Source organism: Lactococcus formosensis, assembly GCF_037892375.1.
In the GTDB taxonomy this organism is placed as follows: domain Bacteria; phylum Bacillota; class Bacilli; order Lactobacillales; family Streptococcaceae; genus Lactococcus; species Lactococcus formosensis.
Genome location: NZ_CP141721.1, coordinates 592,769 through 619,089 on the forward strand (window position 1 = coordinate 592,769; position 26,321 = coordinate 619,089).

Below are 26,321 nucleotides of genomic sequence, written 5' to 3' on the forward strand. Positions count from 1 at the left end.
AAACACTTCTGTTCTCTCGGCTATTGCTCTATACTCTTGGTAAAGGCATCGGCATGCTTTTCAACTGTACAATGCTTCAACACAAAACGATACGCGTTCTCAGCAATCACTTTTCTTTGTTCTGCATTTTCAATCAGCATCTCCAATTTTTGATACCATTCTTCTGGCTGAGCCAAGAGACCCGTTCTTTCGTCTTCAATCATCTCCTCAAAAGACCCCAGATGACTAGCTAGAGTTGGAACTTTCACAAGTGCAGCTTCCAACCATTTGATTTCTGATTTTGCTTGATTAAATACATTATCTACCAGCGGGGCGAGGTTAATATCCATTTGACTGATAAGCTTTGGAAGTTCTTTCCAATCAACATAAGGGTTCATTTTGATTTGTCCTGCAAATTGTTTCATGTCCTGTGGAAGATCAAGATAACCTACTAAATGAAGTTCTACTTGTGGATATTTTTCTAAAATTTGGACAATCGCTGGCTTAATCATTTCAAAATTTTCATTGTGTGTGATTGAACCAGAAAAATAGCCTATTTTAACTGTTTGATTATTTTCTGAATAATCTTTGAGTGTCTGTTGACTAATGTGTACCAGCTCTTCACTGGCAAGATTTCTGTTTAATAATACATTGGAATTGTAATTTTGTAGCTCCTCTTTAAGAGCCCGCGTTGTTGTGATGACTTGATCACAAAGCGCCATCATTTTACCATAAGAGTGAACTCCCGCGTCATACGCAGCCTTATCTACCTCTGAGAGGTTTTGCGTATAAGTCAGCTGGTCCGTATATTTAGTATCAATAACGAGATCATCAATATCATAATAAACAGGCTTATGGTATTTTTTCGCAAGTCGGCACAGTTCTCGGAGTTCCTCGGAGTAACCTGTACGATAAATAATAATATGACTCGCATGTTCTGCATAACCCATCTGAAAGCTTGAAGCATTCACTACCCATACGTCAAAGCCAAGTGATTTTAACTGTGCAGCTTTATTTTCGACACGATATCGTGTACACTGTGGAATAGCATTTTCGACACCGTCAATGATTAATATATGTTCTTTCGTCTTTTTATTCTTGACGTCCTCCATGATACTATCAATAACAGCTGGCGGATAGGAGGTGTTTGTTTTTATGTAGTCAATTAAGGCAGGAACCTCTGTTTCCCTTGTGATACCTTGCCAAGCAAACTTGTCGTTGTCGTAATTTGAAAATGCTGTATACTTTACAAGAGGCACATTGAAATCTCGCAGCATAACAAGTGGGTGCACATACATCGCACTGTCGTCATTATTATGACTCACTGCACCATGTTTGAAGCCTAGATTTTCAAAATGTTTTGTAAATACCGTTTCATGTTTCCCAATCGCCTTATTTCTAGAATTAGTATCTACCATTTTTTCCCAGTATTTTAGGAAACTCTCATGGGTAAACATACTTTTTTCAATAACAAGGAAGTAGGATTGGAGGTGAATGGGAATGGTTTTATATTTGTTATAACCTGTGAAATCTGCTTGGGGTTTACCATAGGAAATACCCCAGAAGTCCAATTTCTGCTCAGCCATTTCTTTGAATGTAATTTCTAAGTCTGTAAATGGTCCAACATTCGTATCATTAATAAGCAGAAGCTCATCATACTGAGCAAGCTTTGTTTTACCCAAAGATAAAATACCATGCCTAAAAGCTGCTGTGTCATAACCTTCATTAGGACGAACACTTACTGTGCCAAAAGAGTCCAGGAGTGTTTTATCTTCTGGTGTGAGAGAACCATTGACTACAATCACCGTTTCTTGTGATAGTTTCATCAAGGCTTCAAGAAAAATCAGTTTATACTCCTGGAGCTTTTCACCATTGGCATAGATGACATAAACAAGAACGCGTTTAGGATTGTTATAGTTATTGATACGACGTGATCTATTGCGCACCAATCCTAATACTTCTTTTTTCATTTTGAGCACAGGATGAAAATTCGCTCTGACTTTCTTATAAATTTTTAGAGGTGCTTTCACTAATAGCTTAGGATGCTTTAAAACAAAAAGCAAGCGTTTCATATTGTGGACAAGAATATTTCCTAATCTATAACTTCTTGATTGAGTAATATCTTGGACTTCTTGCTTTTGACGCTGCAACTCTCTTTCTTTATTTTGCAGTTCTTGCTCCAAATCTCTTATCAATACAAGTCGTTCATCTGCAACCTCAGCCATGTCTCTGTAACGGCTTGCACTTGATAGGAGATTTCTTTTAATCGTCTGCTCGTACCTATCTCCAAGAATATTTCTATACTTATTCAGAATATACAGATAATCATCAAAATATCGGCCCAAATCGTCTCTTTGACTTCGTGAAGTTTCGAGTACACGATAGTTAAGTTTCGTTTCTCTGACAAAATAAGCAGTTGCACCTTTGTTAAGCAAAAGATTGAGCCAAAAATCATAATCTTCTAAGCTGCTCAAATTTTCATCAAATCTTGTATCTCCAATAACTTGAGTCTTGACTAAAGAAGACATATCGATAACATTCTGCACCAACTCTTCATCAAGCAGAAAATCAAGATTCTCATGTAAAATATTACGTTGTACTTCAAAGTCCCACAATTGGCAGTAGGCAATATCTGCATCACCTTGTTTTTTTGCTTCACTGAGTAGGATTTCCACATGATTTTCGTTTAAGAAATTATCACTATCAACAAATAAAAGATAGTCGCCAGTGATTTTTTCTAAAGCAGCATTTCTTATCTTGACCACGCCTTGATTTTCATCTGAAAAATAGTAGGTCTCTACAAAGGGAGATTCTGGAAGTAGTGAAGCAATGATTTCTCCTGAACGATCTGTTGAACCATCATTAAAGATAATGAGCTCAATATTTTGATAGGTTTGTTCAAAGATACTTCTTAGACAATGCTCAATATATTTTTCATGGTTATAGCAAGTGACCACAACTGAAATCTTATCATTCATAGTTTCTTATATTCCTTTTTTAGACAACCCCTGTCGGTTTTATTCTGAGAACAAAGCCTCGATAGAAGACGATTAAGAGATAGAGTACCATTATCGTAATCGTGGAAACTTTAGCAATGGTGGCTACTGTTTTTTCTGAAAGTTGGATATTGTGTTTTGCTCCTAAATTTTGGAGAGCTGGGAGAAAGAAAATAATAAATGGCTGTAGATAACGACCAGATAGTTCATCAAATACAGGGAGAGCCCTATTTCCAACATAAATGGCTGCGAATATCCCTACCCAGTTGATGAGATAAGTCATACCCGAGCTCCAAACTGTCCATTTGGAATATACTTGGGGTAGCTCTCCCATAGCTACCCAACAGAGTAAAAGTACCCAGATGATATTGAAAAAGTCTGGTAGATTCATCGGGGTAATCATCCACATTCTACGCGCATTAGGCCCCATTGTCGCAAAATTGAGGTAGTTATGAAAAAAGACTTTTGTAAAATTGACTAAACCTAATTTTTCATTGAAAACAACCAAAGCCGCAATAATTAAGAGCGTAAGTACAAGAGACAAAGCGATTTTTATCCCTTTCTTCATCTTTTGAACATAGGTAACTAAAGGTCTATAAAACATCGGCAAGCCAATGAAAGCAAACATTGAGAAAACATAATTCTTCTTTGCTAAAAAGAGCAGTAAAATCGTTACTAGACTATAAAGTTTCTGCTTTCTGCTTAATTCTTTAAAACTTTTAACTTGCGTCAGTTCTAAAAAGTTTAGTGCAAACATCGCAAATACGATAAAGCTAAAAATATCATAGCTTGGACTGGCAACCTTCATGAGGTAGGGCACTGTGAACAGCATGACCAGAAGCCACTTCCCTTGCTTGCTTTTCTTAATAATAAAGTAGAAACAAAGAGCAAAGAAGAGCAGGTTAGCTAGTCTGCCACCATAGTCCATCACCCCAATACTTGGGTAAATAAAACGTGCGATGAGCACACCAAGGGAGGCAGGAAGATGCATCAGATTGACTGGGGCGAAGCTGTTTCCGTTATTAATTAAGTTAAAACGTACTCCATCATTTTCTAAGTCAACTTTTTTTAAAATAGTATCCTTGATACTGATACCTGCTGTGCTGCCCGTCGCCCCTCCGATGGCTTCACCTTCCATCATACGAAGATGAGGTTTACTCATCACTTCGGGATGCGTTGATGAAAACTGATTATAGGCATAACTAAGATGGTAGCCTTCGTCTCCTGTCGACAGTGGCGTAGTGAGGAAGGTGGAAAAGACACCAAAAATGAGCACAACTATGATAAAGAATTTTTCTGCTGGGAGTTTTAATTTTTTATTGTCCGTCGTGTTCATTCCTTCTCCTTATGAAATTATCTTTAATTTAGCTAATAATGAATAGATGTAGTTTGTTTTTCGGTATGGGAAAGCTTTTAATAAAGCTTCTTGTTTTTCTTGAAGGGCCTCAATCGGTTGATAGTCTTGGATCAGTTGTTCTTGGTAATCTTGAGTCAACATCAGGTCTAAATCAGCCAATTGATGCTGTTTTCCGATAGCTGAGTAATAATCTTCAAATTTAAAATCTCCTCCGACAAGTCGATCAGACAAGTTCATATGCAAGTTCGGAATACCAAAACTATCCGCAACAATTAAGCCATGAAGTGATGAAGAAAAAACAAGATTACAAGAGGTAATATCAGTAATAACATCTTGCGGTGTACGTAATACATCAATGATTTTAAATCGTGAATCTGCAGCAAGTTGTTTAATGAGAGGATGGTCTGCTTCCTCGAAATGGGGAATAATCCCTACTTTATTTTCCTTAACTGGACTTTCCTTGTAAACTTTATTAACAAGTATACCCGGATCCCCTAAAGGAAGGGCCGGGAGTTTCAAATCTTTTTGCGTTAATTTTCCACGTACCGCATGAAATTTTAATTTCGAAAAATTGAGCGTAGAAAAATCATGAAGCGGGTAAGTTTCTTTAATCGAACCCACACTTGCTTGGAGCGGGTAGATAGTACCACTGCCCCAAATATGCATTTTTTTTCTTGGACGATGATGCTCTAAATCCAGCAAAATATGTAACAGACTGCCGACGGAAATCATATCAGCTTTTGTTATATCTGGTTCATAGACCACTTCGATATAGGAAAACAGATTTTGGATGAGTTCTGGGCCGAGCTCATCTCCAAAATTAGGTTGACCCCCTGGTGCTTTCCATGAATACAGTTTGATTTTCTTTTTTGGTATCATTTGATTTCTTTCAGGAGTCCATAAGTTCGCTTGTCTGAAGAGTCTCGGTAAACGAAACTGAGCATTGGTGAAGCGGTAAGGAGTTCTGTTTCAATAAAGCCATCCTCTGCCACACGATGTTTCAAGCGGATGGTTGCGACTAAACCAAACTCTGTATTATGAAAGTTTCTCATCGGAATTTCAATGGTATCTAACGTATGGATTGGTACCGCACCACTATCATAGATTACTCCACCACGTTTCACGTCATGCAAACTATAAGAAATAAATAAGTCGGACGCCTCAAGACTTTCATCGTACAATTCAATATTTAGGTTTGCACTGAAAAACTCATCAGGTTTTGAAAGAGAGAGTGCAGAGGTCGGTTCGATGGTAACTTTTGCAGCTACTGCTTCAGCTTCTCCGCCTTTCAAGTTATTTCTTGCAAGATTATCCTCAGAATATTTATTGGTAATGTCCTGGATATTCCCTTTTTCGAGAATTCCATCTTTAATATAAACGGCTTTATTACAGTATTTCTGTACAGCATTCATATCATGAGTGACCAAAATTGTTGTTTTTCCTGCTGCTTTACGCTCTAAGAAATAGTCATTACATTTACGTTGAAAAGCCTCGTCACCGACAGCGAGAACTTCATCAAGTACAAGTACATCCCCCTTAGCTTTTATGGCTACCGAAAAAGCCAAGCGAACCTGCATACCACTTGAATAGTTTTTGAGTTTTTGATTCATAAACTCATGGAGTTCTGAAAACTCAACGATATCCTCATACATATGATCAATCTCTTCTGTTGAGAAACCAAGCATAGCCCCGTTCAGATAAACATTCTCCTTACCTGTAAGTTCGGGGTTAAAACCAACACCTAACTCTATGAAGCTGACCAGTTTACCATTAATCGTTACAGTACCTTGCTCTGGCGTGTAAATTTGAGAGATAATTTTTAAAAGCGTTGATTTTCCAGAGCCATTACGACCAACAATTCCAAAAAAATCGCCTTTTTCAACAGTAAAGTCAATATCTTTGAGAACATGTTGTTCTTTATATCCTTTAATGCCTCGCATACGGTTGACTAAAGTTGTACGCAGACTGTTACTTGCTTCTGTTGGGAGGCGGAAGTATTTACTGACGTGATCTATTTTTACTGCTACTTCTGACATTTCGTCCTCCTTAAATGATTTCCGCAAATTTATTGGAATTCTTGTTAAATACCCATAATCCTAAACCAAAGACGAGCACAGAAAGAACGTAGGGAATAGCAATAACTACAGGATTATCCCACAGTTGCCACAAGGTTGGATTCGTATTGTTACTAAAGGTCAAGACATAACGCATATCTTGAATGATTTGTGCCATTGGGTTGAGCATTTGAATCTTTGCTACCTCCAAATGATTGGTTGAGATTTGTGTGATCGGATAGATAATCGGTGTACCATAAAAACCTGCCTGCATGATGACTTCCCAAATCGGACCAAGATCTCTAAAATAGACAAAGAAAGTGGCAAGCATAAAGGCAACCCCTGTCGTAAAGAGCACAAGCTGAAGAAGAAGTGGCACAATAAAAATGACAGTCCATGAGATATGCACACCATTAATTAAAGCAAATATAGTAACCACGGCAAGTGAAATCATTAAGTTAATGAAAGCATTTATCACTACCGAAAAAACGATGACTGATTTTGAAAAATTTACTTTTCTTAACATGTCTCCGCGAGTAACGATAGAAAGCATACCTACCCCGGTTGTTTTACCAAAGAAACTCCAGATGGTAACACCTAAGAGCAGCGCTACAGCAAAGTGAGGAATAGCTTCACCAAAACGCATAAAACGCACGAAGACCAAGTACATAATCAAAAAGAGCATTACGGGCTTGAGGATTGACCATAAATACCCAATAGCACTCCCTTGATATCTAAGTTTGAAGTCTGTTTTAATCAGTTCTTTAAGTAGAATTCGATTTCTACGGCTGAAGAAATTCATTTATTTTTTCCTTTATATGCAAATTTTGTAAGAATCAGAGTACGGAAGATTTTTGTATGATAATTTTTATTCTTTCGTAAGTTATACTGATTGAGTGTTTGACGGCGCTTTTCCTTTGGCATATCGAGCAAATCAACATAAGTTTGAATAAGTTCCTTATTTGCTAAGGATAGCTTGTCTGTTTTCTCTACTAGGAGTTTTTGTGCCTGTTTTTGACTAGATTCAATAAGCCACCAGTATTTTTCGAACCAAAGATATGGACGTAACCACTTTTTCATTCGCTTGGTCCACGTCCTTGCTCCAAGAACATTAGCATCATGTTGCCGATAGAGGTGCGTTGGCTGGTCAATATAAACTAATTCTCCTATTGCCGTAGCTAGAAGCGCTAAATACCAATCATGCATGATGATGTCCTCAGTGGTTTGCCACTCTTCTGCTAAAGCATGATTAATCATGCTCGCGCCTCCAGTAACGGTGTTTTCTGTGAGTTCTTGAACCAGTTCCGTATTGGCATGATCGGACTGACTGCGAATCATACTTTCCGATAAGATATTGAGCTGTTTATCTACAACCTTAAGGTCCGTGTAGTACATGGTAGGAATATTCTTATCATGTTTTTCTGCTTCTGTCAGAATAATTTCCAATTTTTCTGGCAGCCAGTAATCATCTTGATCAGCAAAAAAATAAAAATCGGCAATATCAGCTTTTACCAATTGATAAAAAGATTGAATGACACCAACGTTTTTGGCCTTAATTACTTTAATTCGATGGTCTTCACTGGAAAAATGCTCGACTATTTTAACAGTTTCGTCCTTGGACCCATCATCTCGAATAATTAGGTTCCAATCTTGAAAAGTTTGTTTCTGAATGCTTTCAATTTGCTCCGCGACAAACTTTTCACCGTTGTAAGTTGACATTAAAATATTAACTTTGGGCATGTTGAGAGGCCTCTTTCGGTTTCAGTCGCTTATTTTTGTAAATAAGGCTTCATACTGGGCACAAATGTGTTCCCATGTGTATTTTTCTTCAATAATTTGTCTAGCTTTGTTTTGTAAATCTTGACGTGTAACAGTAGTTATTTTTTCAACTTCTGAAAGTATGTCAGAAAGGTTTTTCTTATCAAAATAAATGACAGAATCTCCCGCAGTCATTCGATTAAAATTCACGTCAAGGACGATATTGACGGGAGTCGACCACATGGCTTCAAGGAGACCTGGATTGGTTCCTCCTACCTCATGACCGTGCAAGTAAGCAAAAGCCTTCTCGCGGATAAAACGCAATTCATTTTGATCATAAACTGTGCCCACAAATTTGACACGTGGATCCTTGTCAAAATTTGTCTTAGCACGAAGTTCTTCATAATAGGAATTCCCTTCGTGATTAGTAATAATCACTAAATCCCTTTTCGTTTGACTTTTCATAAAGTCACGAATAAGTAATTCATAGTTGTTTTCAGGTACAAATCGTCCCACAATCAAATAATAATCACTAGTTTTATATTTTATCAGATTTTCTGATTCTGTCAAATTTGAATTGAACTTCTCTGTACCGTAGGCAATCACTTTACTCGTGACCTGTCCATATTCTGCACGTAAATAATCAAGAATGCCTTGATTATCACTGATAATCATATCCGCACAACGAACCATTTTTTTTTCTGCGTGTTTAAGATAGCGGCGCACAGGTTTCGGCCACTTGGTACGTTTCCACTCAAGCCCATCTGGATTGACAAGAAGTTTCCCGCCGACCTTATGAATTTTATGTGCATAGTGACCAATAATACCACCTATCGTATTTCCTAATATATAGAAGATTGGTTCAATAATTTGTTCATCTTTAATTTGTTTAAGGGCTGCATTAATTGCTAAAACATCGTAAGCAATCACACGCGCTGGTCCAATGCTCGGTACATTAATGACAAAGCAATCAGCCCCTAGATAATCAAAATGACCATCCACAACTTCTATATCTGAATTCTCGCTTTGACAAGCCACATGATATTTAATATTTTGATTACTTTGGTGTTTAACCAACTCTTCTACAAAAGTCTCAAACCCTCCATACTTTGCTGGTAATCCACGACTACCAATAATAAAAATGTGTTTTTTCATGTTTTTATACGTTTGCAAGCGCAAACTTCTAACCTCTCAAAGCGAGAATTCTGCCCTAAAGACAGAATTTCGCTGTTTTTTTATCATCTACAAAACTTATCGATGCGTTATTTATTTTGCTGTTTCGCCTTTGACTTTATCTTTATTTTCTCTTAAGTCACCGATAGTCAGCAATTGTGCAAGAGCTTCTTGCCATGTTGGAATATTAAACCCTGTAGCTTTTGCTTTAGCAAGACTCATTGTTGAGTTAAATGGTCGTTTTGCTGCTGAAGGAAAGCTACTTGAATCCACAGGTTTTACAACTGTATCTGTATCTTTCAAAATTTCTTTAGCAAAATCAAACCACGTCACATCTTCACCAGGCGCAGCATCGTTTGTCAGGTGATAATAACCTGCTTCTGCTTGTTGATCAACCAAGTACACCATAAACTCTGCTAATGTACGGGTCCAAGTAGGTCTTCCATGTTGGTCATTAACAACCGTGATTTCTGGAAAACGTGTAGCGAGATTTTGCATTGTAAAAACAAAATTTGGTCCGTAACTCCCAAATACCCATGCGGTACGAATCGTATAAAATTTCACACCAGAAGCTTCAACTGCTTGCTCCCCAAGTAATTTTGTACGTCCATATTCTGAAACAGGACCTTTGGGCGCATCAACTTCCCATTCTTGACCAACAGGTAAATCGCCATTGAAAACATAGTCTGTTGAAATATAAACAAGTGTTGCTCCAACGCGAGCCGCTGCCTCAGCCACATGACGTGTGCCATCAACATTAATTTTTTCGTTGAGTGCTTTGCCTTCATCTTCGGCTTTGTCTACAGCAGTGTATGCAGCACAGTGATAAACCAATTCTGGCTTATTTTTGTCAAAGAAAGTATCAACAGCAGCTTTGTCTGTAATGTCAAGTTCATTGACATCTGCTGCAAAGTATTTTACATCACGTTCATCAAGAAGATGGCGTAACTCGGTACCAAGTTGACCATTTCCACCAGTAATTAAAATCATATTTATTCCTTTATCTTAGAGAACTTTTTGGCTTTCAGCATATTTTGCCTCAACAGCAGCTTTTTCTGCCTTCCACCAGTCTTGATTTTCAGTATACCAATCAATCGTTGCCTTCAAGCCTGACTCAAAGTCTGTGTGCTTAGGCTCCCAGCCAAGTTCTGTACGAAGTTTTGTATTGTCAATAGCGTAACGTAAATCATGGCCAGCACGGTCAGTTACACGATCATAATCGTCAGCTGCTTGTCCCATTTCCGTTAAGATTTCTTCTAAAACTTCTTTATTATTTTTTTCACCATCGGCTCCGATAAGATAAGTCTTACCCATACGACCTTTAGTCAAAATTGCCCAAACACCAGAAGAATGGTCTTCTGTATGGATCCAGTCACGCACGTTTTTACCATCGCCATAAAGTTTTGGTTTAATCCCTGATAAAATGTTTGTAATTTGACGTGGGATAAATTTTTCGATGTGTTGGTAAGGTCCATAGTTATTTGAACAGTTTGAAATTGTCGCTTTCAAACCAAATGAACGTACCCAAGCACGAACAATTAAGTCTGATGCTGCTTTAGTCGAAGAGTAAGGACTTGATGGATTGTAAGGTGTTTTATCAGTGAATTTCTCACCTTCGCCTTCGCCGTGTCCTGGTAAATCTTCGCGGTAAGGCAAATCACCATAAACTTCATCTGTCGATACATGATGGAAGCGTAAATCATATTTACGTGCCGCTTGAATCAAGGTATATGTCCCGATAAAGTTCGTTTGGATAAACTCATCTTGTGATTTAAGTGAGTTATCGTTGTGGCTTTCTGCCGCGTAATGCACAATCGCATCTGCCTTAGAAGCAACTTGATCCACAATCTCTGGGTCTGCAATATCACCAACCACAAGCTCTACACGATCCCCAAGAATCATGTCAATATTGGCACGATTTCCCGCATAAGTTAATTTATCTAAAACGGTGATATGTACATCTGGATGATTATTATAAACGTAGTGTACGAAATTTGAACCGATGAATCCAGCGCCACCAGTGACTACGATGTTTTTAAATTCAGTCATTGTTTTTCCTCTAGTATATTTTTATTGCAAGCGATAGTCTTGTCTGAATTTCTGTGCTGACACAATTTTTAAATATTTGCCATTAAACACCAGAAACTCATCTTGAGCAGCGTTAATTTTGATTAGTCCACCAGTATTAACAATACGTAATGTTTTATCATTTAACCAAGAAAATCCACCTGAAGCAAAGGCCTTCTTTACCCATACAGGCTGCTCGTTATCTTTATTCACTTGCCAAAACTCTAGTACTTTTTTACTTTGTAGATGTTTCGCTTTCATGTTAACCGAGTAAATCTGCAGTCAAGGGTTTTACATCTGTAAGCAGTGGATGATTTTTATCTGCTTCACTCACTTCAGCATTGGCAAGGTCTTCCCATTCAATGCCTAAAGTTGGGTCTGCATAATTGACGAAGGCGTATTTTGGCTTAAGCTCCAAAGCCCAGTAGTCATTAACTAAGTAAGAGTAAGAAACGGTATCACTTAAAACTTGGAAGCCATTGGCAACGCCACGTGGTACGAAAATACCCTTACTGGCATCAATCACTGTTTGATAAACCTGACCAAAGCTCTCACCTTCACGAAGGTCTACCCATGAGCCTAGAACACGCCCGCCATCCGCTACGGAAATGTATTTGTCCCATGGTTCTGCATGCAACCCTCGTAAAACATTCTTACGTGAGAAAGAAACGTTATTTTGTAACTTTCCTTCTGCGAAGAATTTTTCTGGGAAACCGAGTGGGAGCATTTTTTCTTTTTGAAAGTTTTCTTTAAACCAGCCGCGATTATCACCATGAACCGGGATGTCAAATTCTAACATACCTGGAATAGCTTCGATTTTGCGTGCTGCGAGTTCTTTTCCAAAAAAGTTATCCGTCATTTATTTCTCACCTACTAATTTAAGTAAATATTTACCGTATGCGTTTTTCTTAAGCGGTTGCGCAAGTTCACGTACAGCTTCTTCCGAAATGTAGCCCATACGCCACGCAATTTCTTCAAGGTTAGCAACCATAACGTTTTGCATACGTTGAACTGTTTCAATATATTGCGCTGCTTCAAGCAAACTTTCATGTGTCCCTGTATCGAGCCATGCAAAACCACGCCCCATAAGTTCGACAGAGAGATCACCTCGTTCAAGATAGGCCTTATTCACATCCGTGATTTCCAACTCTCCACGTGGTAAAGGTTTGATGTTTTTCGCAATCTCTACAACATCATTATCGTAGAAATAAAGCCCTGTTACAGCATAGTCAGATTTTGGCACTTCTGGCTTTTCTTCAATCGAAACAGCATTCATGTCTTTGTCAAACTCGACAACGCCAAAGCGCTCTGGGTCTGGCACTTGATATCCGAACACAGTTGCTCCTTTTTCTTTGGCTGCAGCTGCTTGGAGTAGCTTAGACATTCCTGGGCCATGATAAATATTGTCTCCTAAAATAAGAGCAACCGAATCATCACCAATAAAGTCCTCACCGATGATGAAAGCTTGAGCCAATCCATCTGGACTTGGTTGAACAGCGTACTGTAAATTAAGACCAAATTCAGAACCATCTTGCAAGAGTTCTTGGAAACGCGGTGTATCTTCTGGTGTTGAGATAATCAAAATATCTTTGATTCCAGCCAACATCAATGTAGATAGCGGATAATAAATCATTGGTTTATCATAGACGGGCATCAATTGTTTACTTGCTGCACGAGTCAGTGGATACAAACGCGTTCCCGATCCACCTGCTAAAATAATCCCTTTCATGAGATACCTCACTTTATTTCTTCTATTTTATTATAGTTAATCAGCACAATTATAGCATATTTTTACTTTTATTTCATTCCAATTCTGCCCAAAGCAGGAGCAAAAAGGACTAGAAGCAACGCTCTAGTACCTTTTATTTAGTGTATTCCCTTATAATTTTTTAAATATAAATACAGATCCCTTAGAAAGTAAATATTGTATAAGAGGTGTAGCAATAACAAATGGGATAAGTAATGTAAAATGAAGCGGACTCGGCCATGCCAAATTGAGGAAGTCCGTACCCACAATTAAAGCTACAAAAAACGACAGCTGCGTAAGCGTGAAAATCCATAAGCGATAGCGCTTAATAGGCCAAAATATCTTGCGTTGCATCAAAACATAGTTCCACGCCGAAAAAAGAACTGTCATCATAGCAAGCTCCGGATGTGAAATCCCCAAAGCCTTCCCTATTGTAACAATAAGGATTGCTCCTACTGCAATACTGAAACCAACGGGAAAGGCGCGCTCAAATAGCGTTTGCAAAAAACTTCCTTCTACTTTGGAGAAATCTGACTCAAAACTCAAGAAAAAAGAAGGAATTCCGACAAAAAATGCGGTCAAAACAGTAAGCTGAATTGGCTCGAAAGGATAGACATTCCCAACAGCCAAAGTCAAAACAGTCAAAGCTATCGAAAACATCATCCGCACCATTAACAAGGAGCCTGTACGTGTTAGATTATTAATCACACGCCGCCCTTCATTTACAATATAGGGCATTGCCGAGAAATTATTATCCATTAAAATAAGATTTGCCGTTTGTTTCGCTGCTTCACTACCTTCGCGCATGGCAATTGAACAATCAGCTTCCTTAAAGGCCAAAATATCGTTGACACCATCTCCCGTCATCGCTACTGTGTGTCCCTGCTTCTTCAGGATTTGCACCATCATTTTTTTCTGTTGTGGGGAGACACGACCAAAAATTTGAAAATTTTCTACTGCAAACTCTAGTTCTGCATCTGTTTTTATTTGACTGGCATCAACATATTGCTCAGCATCTGGTAAGGAAACAGCCTTCGCAATTGCCGATACGGTCACAGGGTCATCCCCAGAGATAATCTTACAGCGTACACCTTGCTTTTTAAAGTAAGCCAATGTCTGTTTGGCATCGTCACGTAAAACATCAGAAATAACAATGAGCGCTTCTGCAGTTAGGTCTTCAGGAAGTCGGTCTCTATCAAGTGCTTGTTTTGAGCGGGCCAACACTAACACACGATAACCCTTTTCTGCATACTTTTGTGCGTGCTGTTCTAACACGGTATTTCCCTTTGGAAACAAAAACTGCCAAGCACCTAAATAAAAGGTCCCTTCTGTAAACTCAACTGCGCTGTATTTTCTCTCAGAAGAAAATGGCAACACTTGAGAAACATTATAATTCTTTAATGAAGCAAAATACTTCCTTAAGGCTTGGGCAGTGACATTTTGATCTGGAAGAATCTCTAGTAGGTTCCCCATAACATGAGCAATGTGTTGCTCCGAACATTCAGCCAAACTCTCGATATGTTCTACCTCCATCTCACCTGTCGTAATAGTCCCCGTTTTATCCAAACAAAGCACATCCACTCGTGCAAGTGCATCGATCGTATGGAGCTCTTGAACCAATACTTTTTGCTTCACTAAATTGATAACACCTAGCGTTAAAGCCATACTGGTCAATAAAATCAAACCTTGCGGGAACATCCCCTCTAAAGCAGCAACTGTTCCCAAAACAGCCTGTTTGTGCCCCGTATCAATGACATAAAATAACTTGAGGTAAAGCATAATGCCCAACGGAACCATAATAAAACTCACGATGCGTACAACCTTTGCTAAACTGTCACGCAACATTCGCTTCTGTTTCTTTATTTTTTGAGCTTCATGGGCCAATTGATGAATATAATTGTCTTTTCCTACATGAATAACCCGTGCAACTGCTGTGCCACTTGTGACAAAACTTCCAGAAAAAAGTTTCGCTCCCTCTTTTTTACTCAGCGCATCTGCCTCGCCAGTAAGCAAAGCTTCATTAACTTCCAGTTGACCTTCAATGATTTGGCTGTCACACGGAATTTGATCCCCAAGTCCCAGAAGAATAATATCATCAAGCACAAGCTCTTCTTGTTTTAATTCAATCTGTTTCCCTTGACGAAAAGTCTTGACCTTACTTGTATTCAATAAAGAAAGCTTGTCGAGCAAGCGACGTGCTTTAATTTCCTGATATAAACCAATTCCTGCATTTACCGCAACAACAATAATGAAAAGCGCATTTCGATGCGAGCCCACTGAAAGCACTAAAATAAAAAGGAAAATATTGATTAAGTTAAAAAAAGTCAGCAAATTACTCGCAAAAATTTGGCCGTATGTTTTACTGCTCTCATTCTTTGCGATATTGACCTGACCTGAATTTAAACGTTTCTCAACTTCTTTTTGTGTCAAACCTTCATATTTAAATAGCATAAGCTCTCTCCTAACTCTTATTCTATCCTAACATTATTAGAGAAGCAAACACCTTACATTTTCGAAATAAAACCCCGTCACAATGAGGACGAGGTGAATTGGTTTATTTTGTTTGACGTGCCATTGAAGACTGTACATTGAATTTACGTTGAATAAGGAAGCGAATCCCCATCACAGCTGCCCCAAGAATAATCGTCAGGTAAGGCGCAAGTACGATATTGATGGATTTTGGTAAGAGGGCTACTAAGACAGAAACACCTGCCCATGCAACCATCGCGACAGCTAACATCGCAAAACCTTTACCTTTTTTCTGTGGGCGTTGTGCACTATAGAAGTATTTGTACATCCAGTACATCACCAAACCAGCGAGAGCGGAAGAGGCCAGCGTTGTCAAAAGACCGTAAACACTTGCTTGTGGTTGGAAGAGACCCATCAATCCCATAACCACTGAAATCACACCAAAAAAGAGTAAAGCACTATCTAACCACATCAAGAAGGGCGATTCATTTTTCGCTGTTTCCTGACGTTTCACCTTATCTTCTTCAGGTTTATACTGTGTCGCAAATTCCATTGGTGCCCCCAATAATTTGCGGGCTAGAATGCCTTCCTTTTGTCCTTCGATGATTTTTGGCAAGATTTCAGCAAGTATTGTTTTGATTTCCTCGTCTGATTTTCCTAAAAGCATCAATTGCTTTGTTACGTTATGTACATATTCGCTATTTTTGGCAGTGAGTTGCTCGATTAGATTTTCCATATCTCCTATTATATAAAAATTTTGGTGAAATTTGGAAATAAAACTTGATTTTTTTAATAAAAAAATGTTATACTAATTTGGTATGTTATTTTGAGGGTTTCTGTAAGAATTGTGTTTCAGATCTGAATTTTTAGAGATGCTCTTTAAAAAAAGCATAAAATTTTTAAGGAGGAACCAAACCATGTCAAAAGAATGTTATTTTACTGGTCGTAAGACTGTATCAAGTAATAACCGTTCACACGCTATGAACCAAACTAAACGTGTAGTTAAACCTAATCTTCAAAAAGTTCAAATTCTTGAAAACGGTAAACTCAAAACTGTATGGGCTTCAGCTAAAGCATTGAAAAAATTGCCTGCAGGCGTTGAGCGTGTATAATTGGATAAAATAAAGAAAGCTAGTGAATTTTATTTACTGGTCTTTTTTATTCTCTTCTCCTTATTCAATACTTCAGAAGCCAAAGGTCATGACTAACGATTGATCTTTGGTTTTTTATCTTCTAAAACTCTTTCAGCTCATGTGCTTTTCCTAAAGCACTTACACGGCTAAATTGACCAAAAAACCAACAAAACAACTGTTCTATTTTACAAAATTATGATAAAATGAAGTGATACATAAATTATTATGGAGGAAAGTGCTGTATGATTCAACAGCACGCATATGAAAATGACCGTTACTATTAATACTCAACATGGTAATGTTGACATTGCAACAGATGTTATCGCTACTGTTGTAGGTGCAAGCACTACTGAAATTTTCGGCGTTGTCGGCATGACAAGCAAAAATGCTGTAAAAGACAATTTCCGTAATATCCTCGGACAAGAAAACTATTCTAAAGGTGTTGTCGTTACGACAACCGATAACCAAACAATCATTGGTGTTTATGTTGTTGTCAGCTATGGTGTTAAAATTAGCGAAGTTGCCAAAAACATCCAAGAACGTATCCGTTTTAATCTGGAAAATCAACTTGGCATTGTAGCAGCTAAAGTCAATGTGTATGTACAAAATGTGAAGGTGGTCGAAGACTAGTGTCAAATATTAACGCAAGTAAATTTCAAGAAATGATTCAGGCGGCAGCAAGTCGCCTTAACGAACAAGCTGAATATGTCAATTCTCTGAATGTCTTTCCTGTCCCAGATGGAGATACAGGAACAAACATGGGGATGACAATCACAAATGGTGCCAAAGATGTCGCTGAAAAACCAGCCGAAACTGTTGGTCAAGTTGCTCAAATCCTTTCCAAAGGTTTGCTCATGGGCGCTCGTGGTAACTCTGGAGTTATCCTTAGTCAAATCTTCCGCGGTTTTGGACAATATGCTAAAGACTACGATGAACTTGATGGTATTCATTTAGCTAATGCTTTGCAAAATGGTGTTGAAGTCGCTTATAAAGCGGTTATGAAACCTGTTGAAGGTACAATCTTAACTGTTTCACGCGGTGCTGCAGAACTTGCAAATCGTAAAACTAATGAAACTGACGATGCAATAGCTATTATGGAAGCTGCTCTTGAAGGAGCTAAAATCGCTTTAGCAAAAACTCCGGATATGTTGCCGGTCCTTAAAGAAGTCGGTGTTGTCGATTCAGGTGGTCAAGGTTTAGTTTATATCTACGAAGGATTCTTGATGGCTCTCAACGGTGAATTCGTCCCTGAAAATCCTGAGCAAGGCTTAGGTGCCATGGACCGCATGATCAACCTTGAGCACGAGTCTGAAACAAGTGTTGCGGGTGCTTCCACAAGCGATATCAAATACGGCTACTGTACAGAGATTATGGTCGAATTAGGCCAAGGTCCAACAGCACGTGAAAGTTACGATCACGATAATTTCCAAGCTTACTTGGCGGGTATCGGTAATTCACTTTTAGTTGTTGATGACGAAGAAATCGTTAAAGTCCATGTCCATACTGAAGATCCTGGTCTTGTTATGCAAGAAGGCCTTAAATATGGTCGTCTGGTTAAGGTTAAAGTTGACAACATGCGCCTCCAAAACGAAGGTGTTGCTGAAAAAGAAAAAACAAACAACATCAGCACTTCTACTTCTAAATCTGACTGGGGATTAATTGCCATCGCTGCTGGTGATGGTCTTGCTGACATTTTCCGTGAAATGGGTGTACAGCATGTCGTTTCTGGTGGTCAAACAATGAACCCATCAACAGAAGATATTCTCAAAGCTATTGAAGCTGTCAATGCCGAAAAAGTTATTATTCTTCCAAATAATAAAAATATCTTCATGGCTGCCAAATCTGCCGCTGAAGTTTCAGACATCCCTGTTGAAGTGATTGAAACAGCAACTGTCCCTCAAGGTTTTACTGCCTTGCTCAGCTTTGACCCAACAAAATCAATTGAAGAAAACAAAGAAAATATGACTGCTTCTTTGGCAGACGTACAATCTGGTGCAGTGACACAAGCTATTCGTGACACTAATATTGATGGTATTGACATCCACAAAAAAGATACCCTTGGCATGGTCAACAATAAAATTGTCGCTTCAACCAAAAAAATGAACGACGCTATCTTTGCTGCTTTTGAAAAGATGATTGATGAAGACAGCGAGATTGCAGCAATTTATATTGGCGCAGATGGTAAGAAATCAAATGCAGAACGTATCGCCAAAGAACTAGAGAAGCGTTATCCAGAACTTGAAGTAGAGATTCATGATGGTAAGCAACCCGTTTATCCATACATTTTCTCTGTAGAATAAAACAAAAAACTAGCCTCTCAAAGCTAGTTTTTTTGTGTGTTTTGTTTTCACGTGAAACATTCCTTTTTTTATTAGGCGCTCCCATACACAAATTTCCTCGAAATTACAAGTAATTCGTGTTATACTTATTGTAATGTCAAATACTTTTTACATTCACTAAAGGAGCATGCATGAAAACACTGAATACTGCCCGTATTGGTCAAATATATTATGTAAGTAAAATATTAAAATCTGAGCATGCTGGAAAACTTCGAGAGCTTGGTTTTACCCCGGATAAAGAAGTTGTTCTAATGTCCATGGATGGGGAAAATGCGCTTTTAAAGATTGGTCAGACACGTCTAGCATTGAGTAACCTCTATCTTAATACTATTTTGATTAAAGATGAACAATCAAATGAAGAACTTATACCTCTTTCATCTTTGAATACCGGACAAAGTGGTGTTGTCCGAATGCTTGATGGCCAAGGAGAAATAAAGCGCCGGCTTATGGATATGGGAATTACGAGAGGGACACGTATCTCTGTACATAAGCTTGCACCTTTAGGAGATCCCATGGAACTCCATCTTCGTGGTTACTCTCTATCTTTAAGAAAGAAAGATGCTGAAAAAATAAAAATTGTTAGCCAAGACTAAAAGGAAATACAGATGACTAAAATCGCTTTATTGGGAAATCCCAACAGTGGAAAAACAAGCATTTTCAATATAATAACTGGCAGTAATCAGCAGGTAGGAAACTGGCCAGGTGTAACCGTCGAGTGTAAAACAGGACGCTATAAAAAAGACAAAAATATCGCGATTCAAGATTTACCTGGAACTTATTCTCTTTCCCCTTATACTTTAGAAGAACAAGTTACACGAAATTATCTCAGTGAAACACCCCCAGATGTGCTTCTCAATATTATAGATGCAACAAATCTTGAACGCTCACTGTATCTCACATTGCAACTCATGGAGTTTAATATTCCTATCGTTGTCGCTTTAAATATGAGCGACTTGCTAGAACATCAAGGTAAACAGATTGATATCGAAAAATTGTCCTATAGTTTAGGTTTACCTGTCGTACTTACGAGTGCTCTAAAGAAGAAAGGACTAGACGAGGCTATTCGGAAAGCTTGTCAGCCTCTTGAAATCACTCCTTTAGATTATGATCATCGTCTTGAAAGCGCCTTGGCAGAAATTCAAACGATTTGTCCCCAAGCCAAGAATCATTTTGACCAAATTAAACTTTTCGAAGGAGACAGTTTAGCCTTAGCCTCCCTCACTGCCTCACAACGGCAAGAATTAGATGAAATCGTAGCGATTACCGAAAGAATTATGGGCGATGATCGTGAGTCAATCATCGTCAACGAACGCTATGATTTAATTAGCCAAATTATTCGTTTGGTTGTTACAAGTACGAAAAAAGGACAACTTAACCTAACAGATAAAATCGATCGTATCGTTACCCATAAATGGCTGGGACTCCCTATCTTTATCCTCATCATGTGGTTGGTCTACTTCTTGGCTATACAAGTCATTGGTACACCTGCTAGCGATTGGCTTAACGATAACTTTTTTGGTGGTTTTTTGCCAGATGTTTTACACCAAGCAATGGATAGCTTGGCGATTGTTCCTTGGGTCCAATCTCTACTCCTCGATGGTGTCCTCGCCGGAATCGGTGCTATCCTAGGCTTTGTTCCACAAATCTTCGTTCTATTCCTCCTGTTAGGCTTTCTTGAAGATTCAGGCTATATGGCTCGTGTCGCATTTGTCATGGATCGTATTTTTAGAAGGTTCGGCTTATCTGGTAAATCCTTCATCCCTATGTTGATTTCTTCTGGCTGTGGTGTACCGGGAATTATGGCTACACGTACTATTGAACAAGAAAGAGACCGAAAAATTACCATCATGGTTACCACCTTTATGCCTTGCTCAGCCAAGTTGCCAATCATTGCCTTAGTTTCGGGGGCCTTTTTTCACTCTACCAGCTGGGTTGCACCTAGCGCTTACTTCTTAGGTATGGCCATGATTATTCTCTCAGGGATAATTTTGAAAAAAACAAGAATGTTCGCAGGAGATACTTCCGCTTTCATCTTGGAATTGCCTACTTATCATCTGCCTCATTTTCCAACCGTCTTTAAATATGCGTTTGATCGAGGATTGAGCTTTATTAAACGCGCCGGGACAATTATTTTTGCGCTCAATGTTGCGCTCTGGTTCTTGTCAAACTATAGCTTCACTTTACACCAAGTTGAACCTGGTCAATCAATATTAGCAACACTCGGAGGGTACTTGAGTATTGTTTTTGCTCCTTTAGGCTTTGGAGAGTGGAAAGCAACGGTAGCTACCTTGACCGGTTTAATTGCCAAAGAAACTATTGTCGGAACTATGAGCCAATTGTACGCCCAAGGTGCAGAGGTAGAAAATAACGGACGAGCCATTTGGACGGCTCTACAAAATAGCTATACACCACTGGCCGCTTATTCTTTACTTGTCTTCAACCTGTTATGTGCACCCTGTATTGCTGCGATTTCGGCAATTTATAAGGAGATGGGGGAAGTTAAATGGACTTTACGCGCTGTGGGCTTTCAAACCGCTGTGGCTTACAGTATGAGTTTCATCATTTATCAGTTGGGCTCTGCCTTTTTTACGCAGTCCATTAGCATTAGTACATTGCTTGCAACACTGCTCTTGGTTTTCGGTCTTTATCTTATCTTCCGTAGACCAAAATCTACATCGAACAAGGAGGAACTTTCTCTTGAACTTAGCTAGTATCATTCTTTTATCTCTTATTTTAATCGCAGCTTTCTTTTCAATACGTAAAACAGTACGGAGCAAAGGGGCTTGCGATGACTGTACCACTACAACCTGTCCTGTTAAGGGTATTTCTGCCCTAGAAACCCCATCGAAAAAAGACTGTTGTGAATAATAAAAAACTTCCATTTAGGAAGTTTTTATTTTACTCTCAGAAAACTAAAGCCAGTACCATCAGTATAGCCTGTAGTAAAGAAAAGACCATTAATATTTTCACTGAAGCAATAAAAGTTTCACTTTTTACTTGTCTCTGCAGATAAGGGCGTGCTTGTTTAATGATGAAAGGCAAGAGTATAAACATAAGCAACATCAGCGGAGAGATTAACCCCAGAACAACTGCCACAACGATAAAAATGTATGCCAGTACAATAGCTGATGTCCACCAGCGGAGAGCATTCTTTTTCCCGATATAATGCACAATAGTATAACGATGATTACCTTCATCCTCTTCCAAATCACAAGTGTTATTTGCCAGCATCAAGTTTGCAATTAACAAGGTACTTGGTAAAGCAACAAGGAAGGTTGAAGCCAAAGTTCCAAAATTCCAAATAAAAACCGTACTCGTATTGATGTACACACATATCAGAAAAATCAAGTAGCCCATTGTTAAACCACTGGCCAGCTCACCTACAGGTAAACTTGATAAGGGTTTTGGTCCAGCTGAGTAAAAGATACCAATAAAGTAGCAGAAAAGTCCGAGCCAAAACACCGGCCAGCCCACAAGTCCTGCCACAATTAATCCTAAAATCAAGGAAATAGAGAAGAAGAAAAGTAATAAGCCCTTTATCAGCGACAGCGAGAGATTTTCTCGTCCGATGATATTGGTATTTTTCTTGTAATCTTCTGTATCTACAGCCTTATGATAATCATTGTAGTTGTCCCAGATGTCTACAAAACAGTTAAAGCAAAACATAGCTACAAAGTAGATGATTAATGGGCCAAAATTGGCTATTTGATAATGGTAAAGTGAATAAGCAACTCCCAGTATAAAAGGAAAAATGCTCGCTGTTTTAGCTTTCAGCTCAATAAGCTCAGCAAATATTTTAAAGTTCATTTTTAATAATTTCTTTGTAATAAGGTTTGGGTAACTTCCATCAAAATTTCACGGTTACGAGATTCTGGGAATTTCTCTATTTCAAGTAGTGCTTGATCTGTCAGATGTTTCGCTAAGAAAAGACTTCCTGTAATGCCTCCTAGATCAGTTACCAATTCGGAAAATTCGATACATTCTTGACGGCTCAGTCCTTCTGGCGCTTCCAGATAAGGTAGGACTTTCTCAGGCGCTTCTTCTTTTGCTAGCAACAAGGGTAAAGTATAAATCCCTTGACGAAAATCCGTCAATATGGGCTTGTCAGCCTCTTCCAAGCCGACTGTAAAATTAAGTACATCATCATAAATCTGAAAAGCAAGACCAATCGCTAAGCCAATTTTTCGTGCAGACCGTTGCATCTGCTTGTCACCACCAGAGAAATACACACCCTCCAAGCAAGCCAAGCTCAATAGTTCAGCGGTTTTACCACTGATAGCTTTTAGATAGCGTCTAATACTGTTATCGGCATTAAAAGCTGATTGCATCTGTGTAAGTTTACCTTGAAGTATCTTTTTCATCGATCTTGCATTCCGCGGCAAAAATGGCGTCGCTGCCATCGTTTCACAAAGCAACTCGAAGTAAACCGTATAAATAAAATCACCCGTGTATACTGCAACATCCTTGCCAAATTGTGCTTCTACACTTGGCAGACCTCGACGCAAAGGAGAATCATCAATAACATCATCATGGATCAACGTTGCCGAATGTAACAACTCCAAACTGGCTGCTATTTTAACCAAACGTTCTTCGTCTTCTATCTCGTCCTCAACTAAACCAGAGAATAGAAAAAAAAGCGCTGGCCGAACCATTTTACCTCCGCGCGTCGTAAACTTTTGTAATGCGTCACGTATATCTGTATTATTTACCGCTAAACGTTCTGTCATCATAGTTTGTACTGCGATAAGTTTTTCCTTAATTTCAGGATAGTCCTGCCAAAAATCTAGCACTTTTTCCCCTTACTACCTTATATCTATCGTTTTTATATCTCTCTTATTCTAGCAAAATCCACCTTAAATTTCGATATAAACGACTCACTTTTTTCTCTTACTACTTATTATCGAATTTCAATAATATTTTGTTGTGGCAAGCGGTAACTTGCTTGACCTTTTGCTTCTGATGAACCCAGTACAACCAAGAGCTCTGGACGGTAACGTTTATCGACTTCAAGAATTTCGTTCACGCGCTCTGTACGTTCAAAACCAAGGATAATATTGCCTTCATAACCTCTATTTTTGATGACATACATAAGATTCATCGTCACAAAACCGATATTCAGTGACAAGTAGCTTGCTTCCATCATCTCATCCATATTTTCGAACATTTGTGGATAACGACTATTGAAACGTTGCAGTTGTTCACTGTCCATTTCACCGGCGCCTGTACGTGCAATTTCACTTGAGCGTTCGGAAAGATTAGTATCACTAAAAATAGCAATGACTGCTCCTGCCTCTTTCACTTGCTGACCATTTTTTCCATTAACAACGGATAGAAGTTCTTGACGTTTTTGTTCACTCTCGACAATAACAAAATGCCAAGGTTGGATGTTATGTGCAGAAGGTGCTAAACTTGCAGCAGAGATAATCTGTTTCACATCTACTGTTGGTATTTTTTTACCATCAAATGTTTTTACAGCGTGGCGTTCTTTATTAATTTTTACAAAATCCATGAATATCCTCCTCTCATTATTGTACCAAATTTGCATATTTTTAGTATATAAAAAAGGGGTAAATCCCCTCTATTATCCTATTTGTTATATTCTCGCAAAAATTGAGACAAAGCAGACAAACCTTCGCGTAATGTCTTTTCATCCGTACAATAGCCTAAACGTGCATAGCCTGGCAAGTCAAACCTATTTCCCGGTACTAAAAGGACACCTTTGTTTTTAAGCAAGGCCACACAAAATTCTTCTGTTTGGGACGGATCGAGCGTTTCAAATTTCACAAAGCTTGTCGATACTGCTTTAGGATATATCATTGATACCAGTGGCTCATGTTCCACCCACTCTCGAAGTATTTGCAAATTATTAGTGACAATTTCTTTATTGCGCGCCAGCACTTGATCACGGTGCTTTAAGACTAAGGTTCCTAAGGCGTCGTCAAAGACTCCACAACAAATCATTGTATAATCACGGTATTTACGAAACTCATCTGCTAGCTTTTCATCTTGAGTCGCTACCCAACCTAAACGTACACCAGGTACAGAATATGTTTTAGAAAGTGAGTTTGTCGAGATACCTTTTGCATACAAGTCAACAATTGGCGCATAGTCTTCCGAATCATCAAGAGGCAAGTAAACCTCATCAACCAAGACATATGCCCCAACGGTTTGAGCTAGCTTAACAACCTCTTCCAAAAAGGCGCGGTTTAAGGTTGTACCTGTTGGATTATTGGCATTGTTCAAACAAATCATCTTTGTATTTGGTCGAATCATCTGACGAAGTTCATCCAAGCGTGGATACCAGTTTTCAGCTTCATAAATTTGCCAGAACTCAAGTTCTGCTCCTAAAGAACGTGGAATATCATAGAGCTGCTGGTAGCTAGGATACTCTGCAATCACATGATCTCCCGGCTCGATCAAGCCATACAAGACCAGATGATTAGCACCCGTTGCGCCATTTGTCGCCAAAATATTTTCTGCTGGAACTTTCGTATAAAGTTTGGAAACTTCTTGCTTAAATTCAGGAGAGCCTTCAATCCAACCATAGTTAAATTTTTCCTGCATCAAGCGAGACATAAAGCTTTGGCCCTTGTCTTCTTCCAGATTTAATATTTCTTGCAGCGTCATGGATGAAATCGTTGATTGCGCAATGTCATAAACTGCTTCTTTTTCCCATACGTTGAGCCATTCTTCTACTCCAAAACCATCTATCTTCATATGTGCCCTCCTAAATATCAATTATAGTATAAGTATAGCATTGTGCGTCCAGTATTTTAAAGCAATCTTCCATTGGAAAAAAGATTGTCTTTGTATTGTCATTAGGGTGTAACGTCATAATCTCATGCTCTTCTAACATTTCACGGTCAAAATAAACATGTAGATTCGCCTGCTTATTGTCCACCAGCCCAAAGATCGAAACAATCCCCGGCTGTAAATCAAGCATCTTTTCCAACCGTTCCTCTGATACAAAATGGAGACGATTTACTTTAAGTATCTCTCCCAGTTTGTTCATTTCAACTCGCTTACTGTCATCCATAATAACCATGTAGAATTGCGTAGATTTTTTATTAGCCAAAACCAAAGTTTTCGACCTACAACCTTCATGTCCTTCAATATAATGGTCAGATTCTTCTGTAGAATGACTGGCCGGATGCTCGACAATTTTATAGGGAATTTCGAGCTGAGCCATTAACTTCTCTACTTCTTTAAAGTCTCTCATTCAGCCTCCTTATATAAGAAAAAGGCCGCG

At 38.7% G+C, this 26,321-nt stretch carries 24 protein-coding genes; 5 read left to right on the top strand and 19 right to left on the bottom strand.

What is annotated here, in order from left to right; genetic code table 11:
- Window positions 1-20: 20 nt before the first annotated feature.
- The 14 genes from VNN39_RS02915 to VNN39_RS02980 form a co-directional block, all read right to left on the bottom strand.
- Window positions 21-2,957, bottom strand: a complete 2,937-nt coding sequence (locus tag VNN39_RS02915; protein ID WP_338997831.1) for a rhamnan synthesis F family protein — start codon at window positions 2,955-2,957, stop codon at window positions 21-23.
- A 19-nt stretch (window positions 2,958-2,976) separates the two neighbouring features.
- Window positions 2,977-4,311: a DUF2142 domain-containing protein gene (locus tag VNN39_RS02920; protein ID WP_165713356.1), complete on the bottom strand. Its 1,335-nt coding sequence runs from the start codon at window positions 4,309-4,311 to the stop codon at window positions 2,977-2,979.
- A 9-nt stretch (window positions 4,312-4,320) separates the two neighbouring features.
- Window positions 4,321-5,211 carry a polysaccharide pyruvyl transferase family protein gene (locus VNN39_RS02925; protein WP_017368727.1) on the bottom strand — a complete coding sequence of 297 codons (891 nt, stop codon included), beginning with the start codon at window positions 5,209-5,211 and terminating at the stop codon, window positions 4,321-4,323.
- The gene (locus VNN39_RS02930; RefSeq protein WP_165713355.1) at window positions 5,208-6,368 is read right to left on the bottom strand and encodes an ABC transporter ATP-binding protein; all 1,161 of its coding nucleotides are present in this window, start codon (window positions 6,366-6,368) and stop codon (window positions 5,208-5,210) included. The genes VNN39_RS02925 and VNN39_RS02930 overlap by 4 nt, the downstream gene beginning before the upstream one ends.
- 10 nt (window positions 6,369-6,378) lie before the next feature.
- Window positions 6,379-7,188, bottom strand: a complete 810-nt coding sequence (locus VNN39_RS02935; RefSeq protein WP_339007219.1) for an ABC transporter permease — start codon at window positions 7,186-7,188, stop codon at window positions 6,379-6,381.
- Complete coding sequence (locus VNN39_RS02940) at window positions 7,185-8,126, bottom strand: glycosyltransferase family 2 protein (RefSeq protein ID WP_096368819.1); 942 nt, start codon at window positions 8,124-8,126, stop codon at window positions 7,185-7,187. The genes VNN39_RS02935 and VNN39_RS02940 overlap by 4 nt, the downstream gene beginning before the upstream one ends.
- A gap of 21 nt (window positions 8,127-8,147) precedes the next feature.
- A complete protein-coding gene (gene cps2T / locus VNN39_RS02945; protein WP_338997832.1) occupies window positions 8,148-9,299 on the bottom strand; it encodes a beta 1-4 rhamnosyltransferase Cps2T in 1,152 nt (383 codons plus the stop codon).
- A 111-nt stretch (window positions 9,300-9,410) separates the two neighbouring features.
- Window positions 9,411-10,307 carry a dTDP-4-dehydrorhamnose reductase gene (rfbD, locus tag VNN39_RS02950; protein ID WP_096368821.1) on the bottom strand — a complete coding sequence of 299 codons (897 nt, stop codon included), beginning with the start codon at window positions 10,305-10,307 and terminating at the stop codon, window positions 9,411-9,413.
- A 15-nt stretch (window positions 10,308-10,322) separates the two neighbouring features.
- A complete protein-coding gene (gene rfbB / locus VNN39_RS02955) occupies window positions 10,323-11,366 on the bottom strand; it encodes a dTDP-glucose 4,6-dehydratase (RefSeq protein WP_338997833.1) in 1,044 nt (347 codons plus the stop codon).
- A 21-nt stretch (window positions 11,367-11,387) separates the two neighbouring features.
- Window positions 11,388-11,645: a hypothetical protein gene (locus VNN39_RS02960; RefSeq protein WP_165711758.1), complete on the bottom strand. Its 258-nt coding sequence runs from the start codon at window positions 11,643-11,645 to the stop codon at window positions 11,388-11,390.
- Between the two features lies 1 nt (window position 11,646).
- Window positions 11,647-12,243: a dTDP-4-dehydrorhamnose 3,5-epimerase family protein gene (locus VNN39_RS02965; RefSeq protein ID WP_096368823.1), complete on the bottom strand. Its 597-nt coding sequence runs from the start codon at window positions 12,241-12,243 to the stop codon at window positions 11,647-11,649.
- A complete protein-coding gene (gene rfbA, locus VNN39_RS02970) occupies window positions 12,244-13,113 on the bottom strand; it encodes a glucose-1-phosphate thymidylyltransferase RfbA (protein ID WP_339007221.1) in 870 nt (289 codons plus the stop codon).
- Between the two features lie 150 nt (window positions 13,114-13,263).
- The gene (locus VNN39_RS02975) at window positions 13,264-15,582 is read right to left on the bottom strand and encodes an HAD-IC family P-type ATPase (protein ID WP_338997834.1); all 2,319 of its coding nucleotides are present in this window, start codon (window positions 15,580-15,582) and stop codon (window positions 13,264-13,266) included.
- Between the two features lie 103 nt (window positions 15,583-15,685).
- A complete protein-coding gene (locus VNN39_RS02980) occupies window positions 15,686-16,336 on the bottom strand; it encodes a DUF1129 domain-containing protein (protein ID WP_017368716.1) in 651 nt (216 codons plus the stop codon).
- Between the two features lie 181 nt (window positions 16,337-16,517).
- Here VNN39_RS02980 and rpmB point away from each other — a divergent pair, with 181 nt between their 5' ends.
- From rpmB to feoB, 5 genes are all read left to right on the top strand, one after another.
- On the top strand, window positions 16,518-16,712 hold the full coding sequence (gene rpmB / locus VNN39_RS02985; protein WP_339007223.1) for a 50S ribosomal protein L28: 195 nt from the start codon (window positions 16,518-16,520) through the stop codon (window positions 16,710-16,712).
- Between the two features lie 288 nt (window positions 16,713-17,000).
- Window positions 17,001-17,363 carry an Asp23/Gls24 family envelope stress response protein gene (locus tag VNN39_RS02990; protein ID WP_026063759.1) on the top strand — a complete coding sequence of 121 codons (363 nt, stop codon included), beginning with the start codon at window positions 17,001-17,003 and terminating at the stop codon, window positions 17,361-17,363.
- On the top strand, window positions 17,363-19,033 hold the full coding sequence (locus VNN39_RS02995) for a DAK2 domain-containing protein (RefSeq protein WP_270264604.1): 1,671 nt from the start codon (window positions 17,363-17,365) through the stop codon (window positions 19,031-19,033). Before VNN39_RS02990 ends, VNN39_RS02995 begins: the two co-directional genes overlap by 1 nt.
- Window positions 19,034-19,203: 170 nt before the next feature.
- Complete coding sequence (locus tag VNN39_RS03000; protein WP_165711754.1) at window positions 19,204-19,665, top strand: ferrous iron transport protein A; 462 nt, start codon at window positions 19,204-19,206, stop codon at window positions 19,663-19,665.
- Window positions 19,666-19,677: 12 nt separating this feature from the next.
- Window positions 19,678-21,783 (top strand): ferrous iron transport protein B, encoded by a 2,106-nt coding sequence (feoB, locus tag VNN39_RS03005; RefSeq protein ID WP_338997836.1) that lies wholly within the window; start codon window positions 19,678-19,680, stop codon window positions 21,781-21,783.
- A gap of 193 nt (window positions 21,784-21,976) precedes the next feature.
- Here feoB and VNN39_RS03010 read toward each other — a convergent pair whose 3' ends face one another.
- The 5 genes from VNN39_RS03010 to VNN39_RS03030 all read right to left on the bottom strand — a co-directional run bounded on the left by VNN39_RS03010 (window position 21,977) and on the right by VNN39_RS03030 (window position 26,291).
- Window positions 21,977-22,879: a prenyltransferase gene (locus VNN39_RS03010; protein WP_338997837.1), complete on the bottom strand. Its 903-nt coding sequence runs from the start codon at window positions 22,877-22,879 to the stop codon at window positions 21,977-21,979.
- 2 nt (window positions 22,880-22,881) lie between these two features.
- A complete protein-coding gene (locus VNN39_RS03015; protein ID WP_339007225.1) occupies window positions 22,882-23,862 on the bottom strand; it encodes a polyprenyl synthetase family protein in 981 nt (326 codons plus the stop codon).
- Window positions 23,863-23,969: 107 nt separating this feature from the next.
- Complete coding sequence (locus VNN39_RS03020; RefSeq protein ID WP_017368710.1) at window positions 23,970-24,581, bottom strand: nitroreductase family protein; 612 nt, start codon at window positions 24,579-24,581, stop codon at window positions 23,970-23,972.
- A gap of 77 nt (window positions 24,582-24,658) precedes the next feature.
- Window positions 24,659-25,789 carry an aminotransferase gene (locus VNN39_RS03025; RefSeq protein ID WP_338997838.1) on the bottom strand — a complete coding sequence of 377 codons (1,131 nt, stop codon included), beginning with the start codon at window positions 25,787-25,789 and terminating at the stop codon, window positions 24,659-24,661.
- A 10-nt stretch (window positions 25,790-25,799) separates the two neighbouring features.
- The gene (locus VNN39_RS03030) at window positions 25,800-26,291 is read right to left on the bottom strand and encodes a prolyl-tRNA synthetase associated domain-containing protein (RefSeq protein ID WP_165713344.1); all 492 of its coding nucleotides are present in this window, start codon (window positions 26,289-26,291) and stop codon (window positions 25,800-25,802) included.
- Window positions 26,292-26,321: the final 30 nt, after the last annotated feature.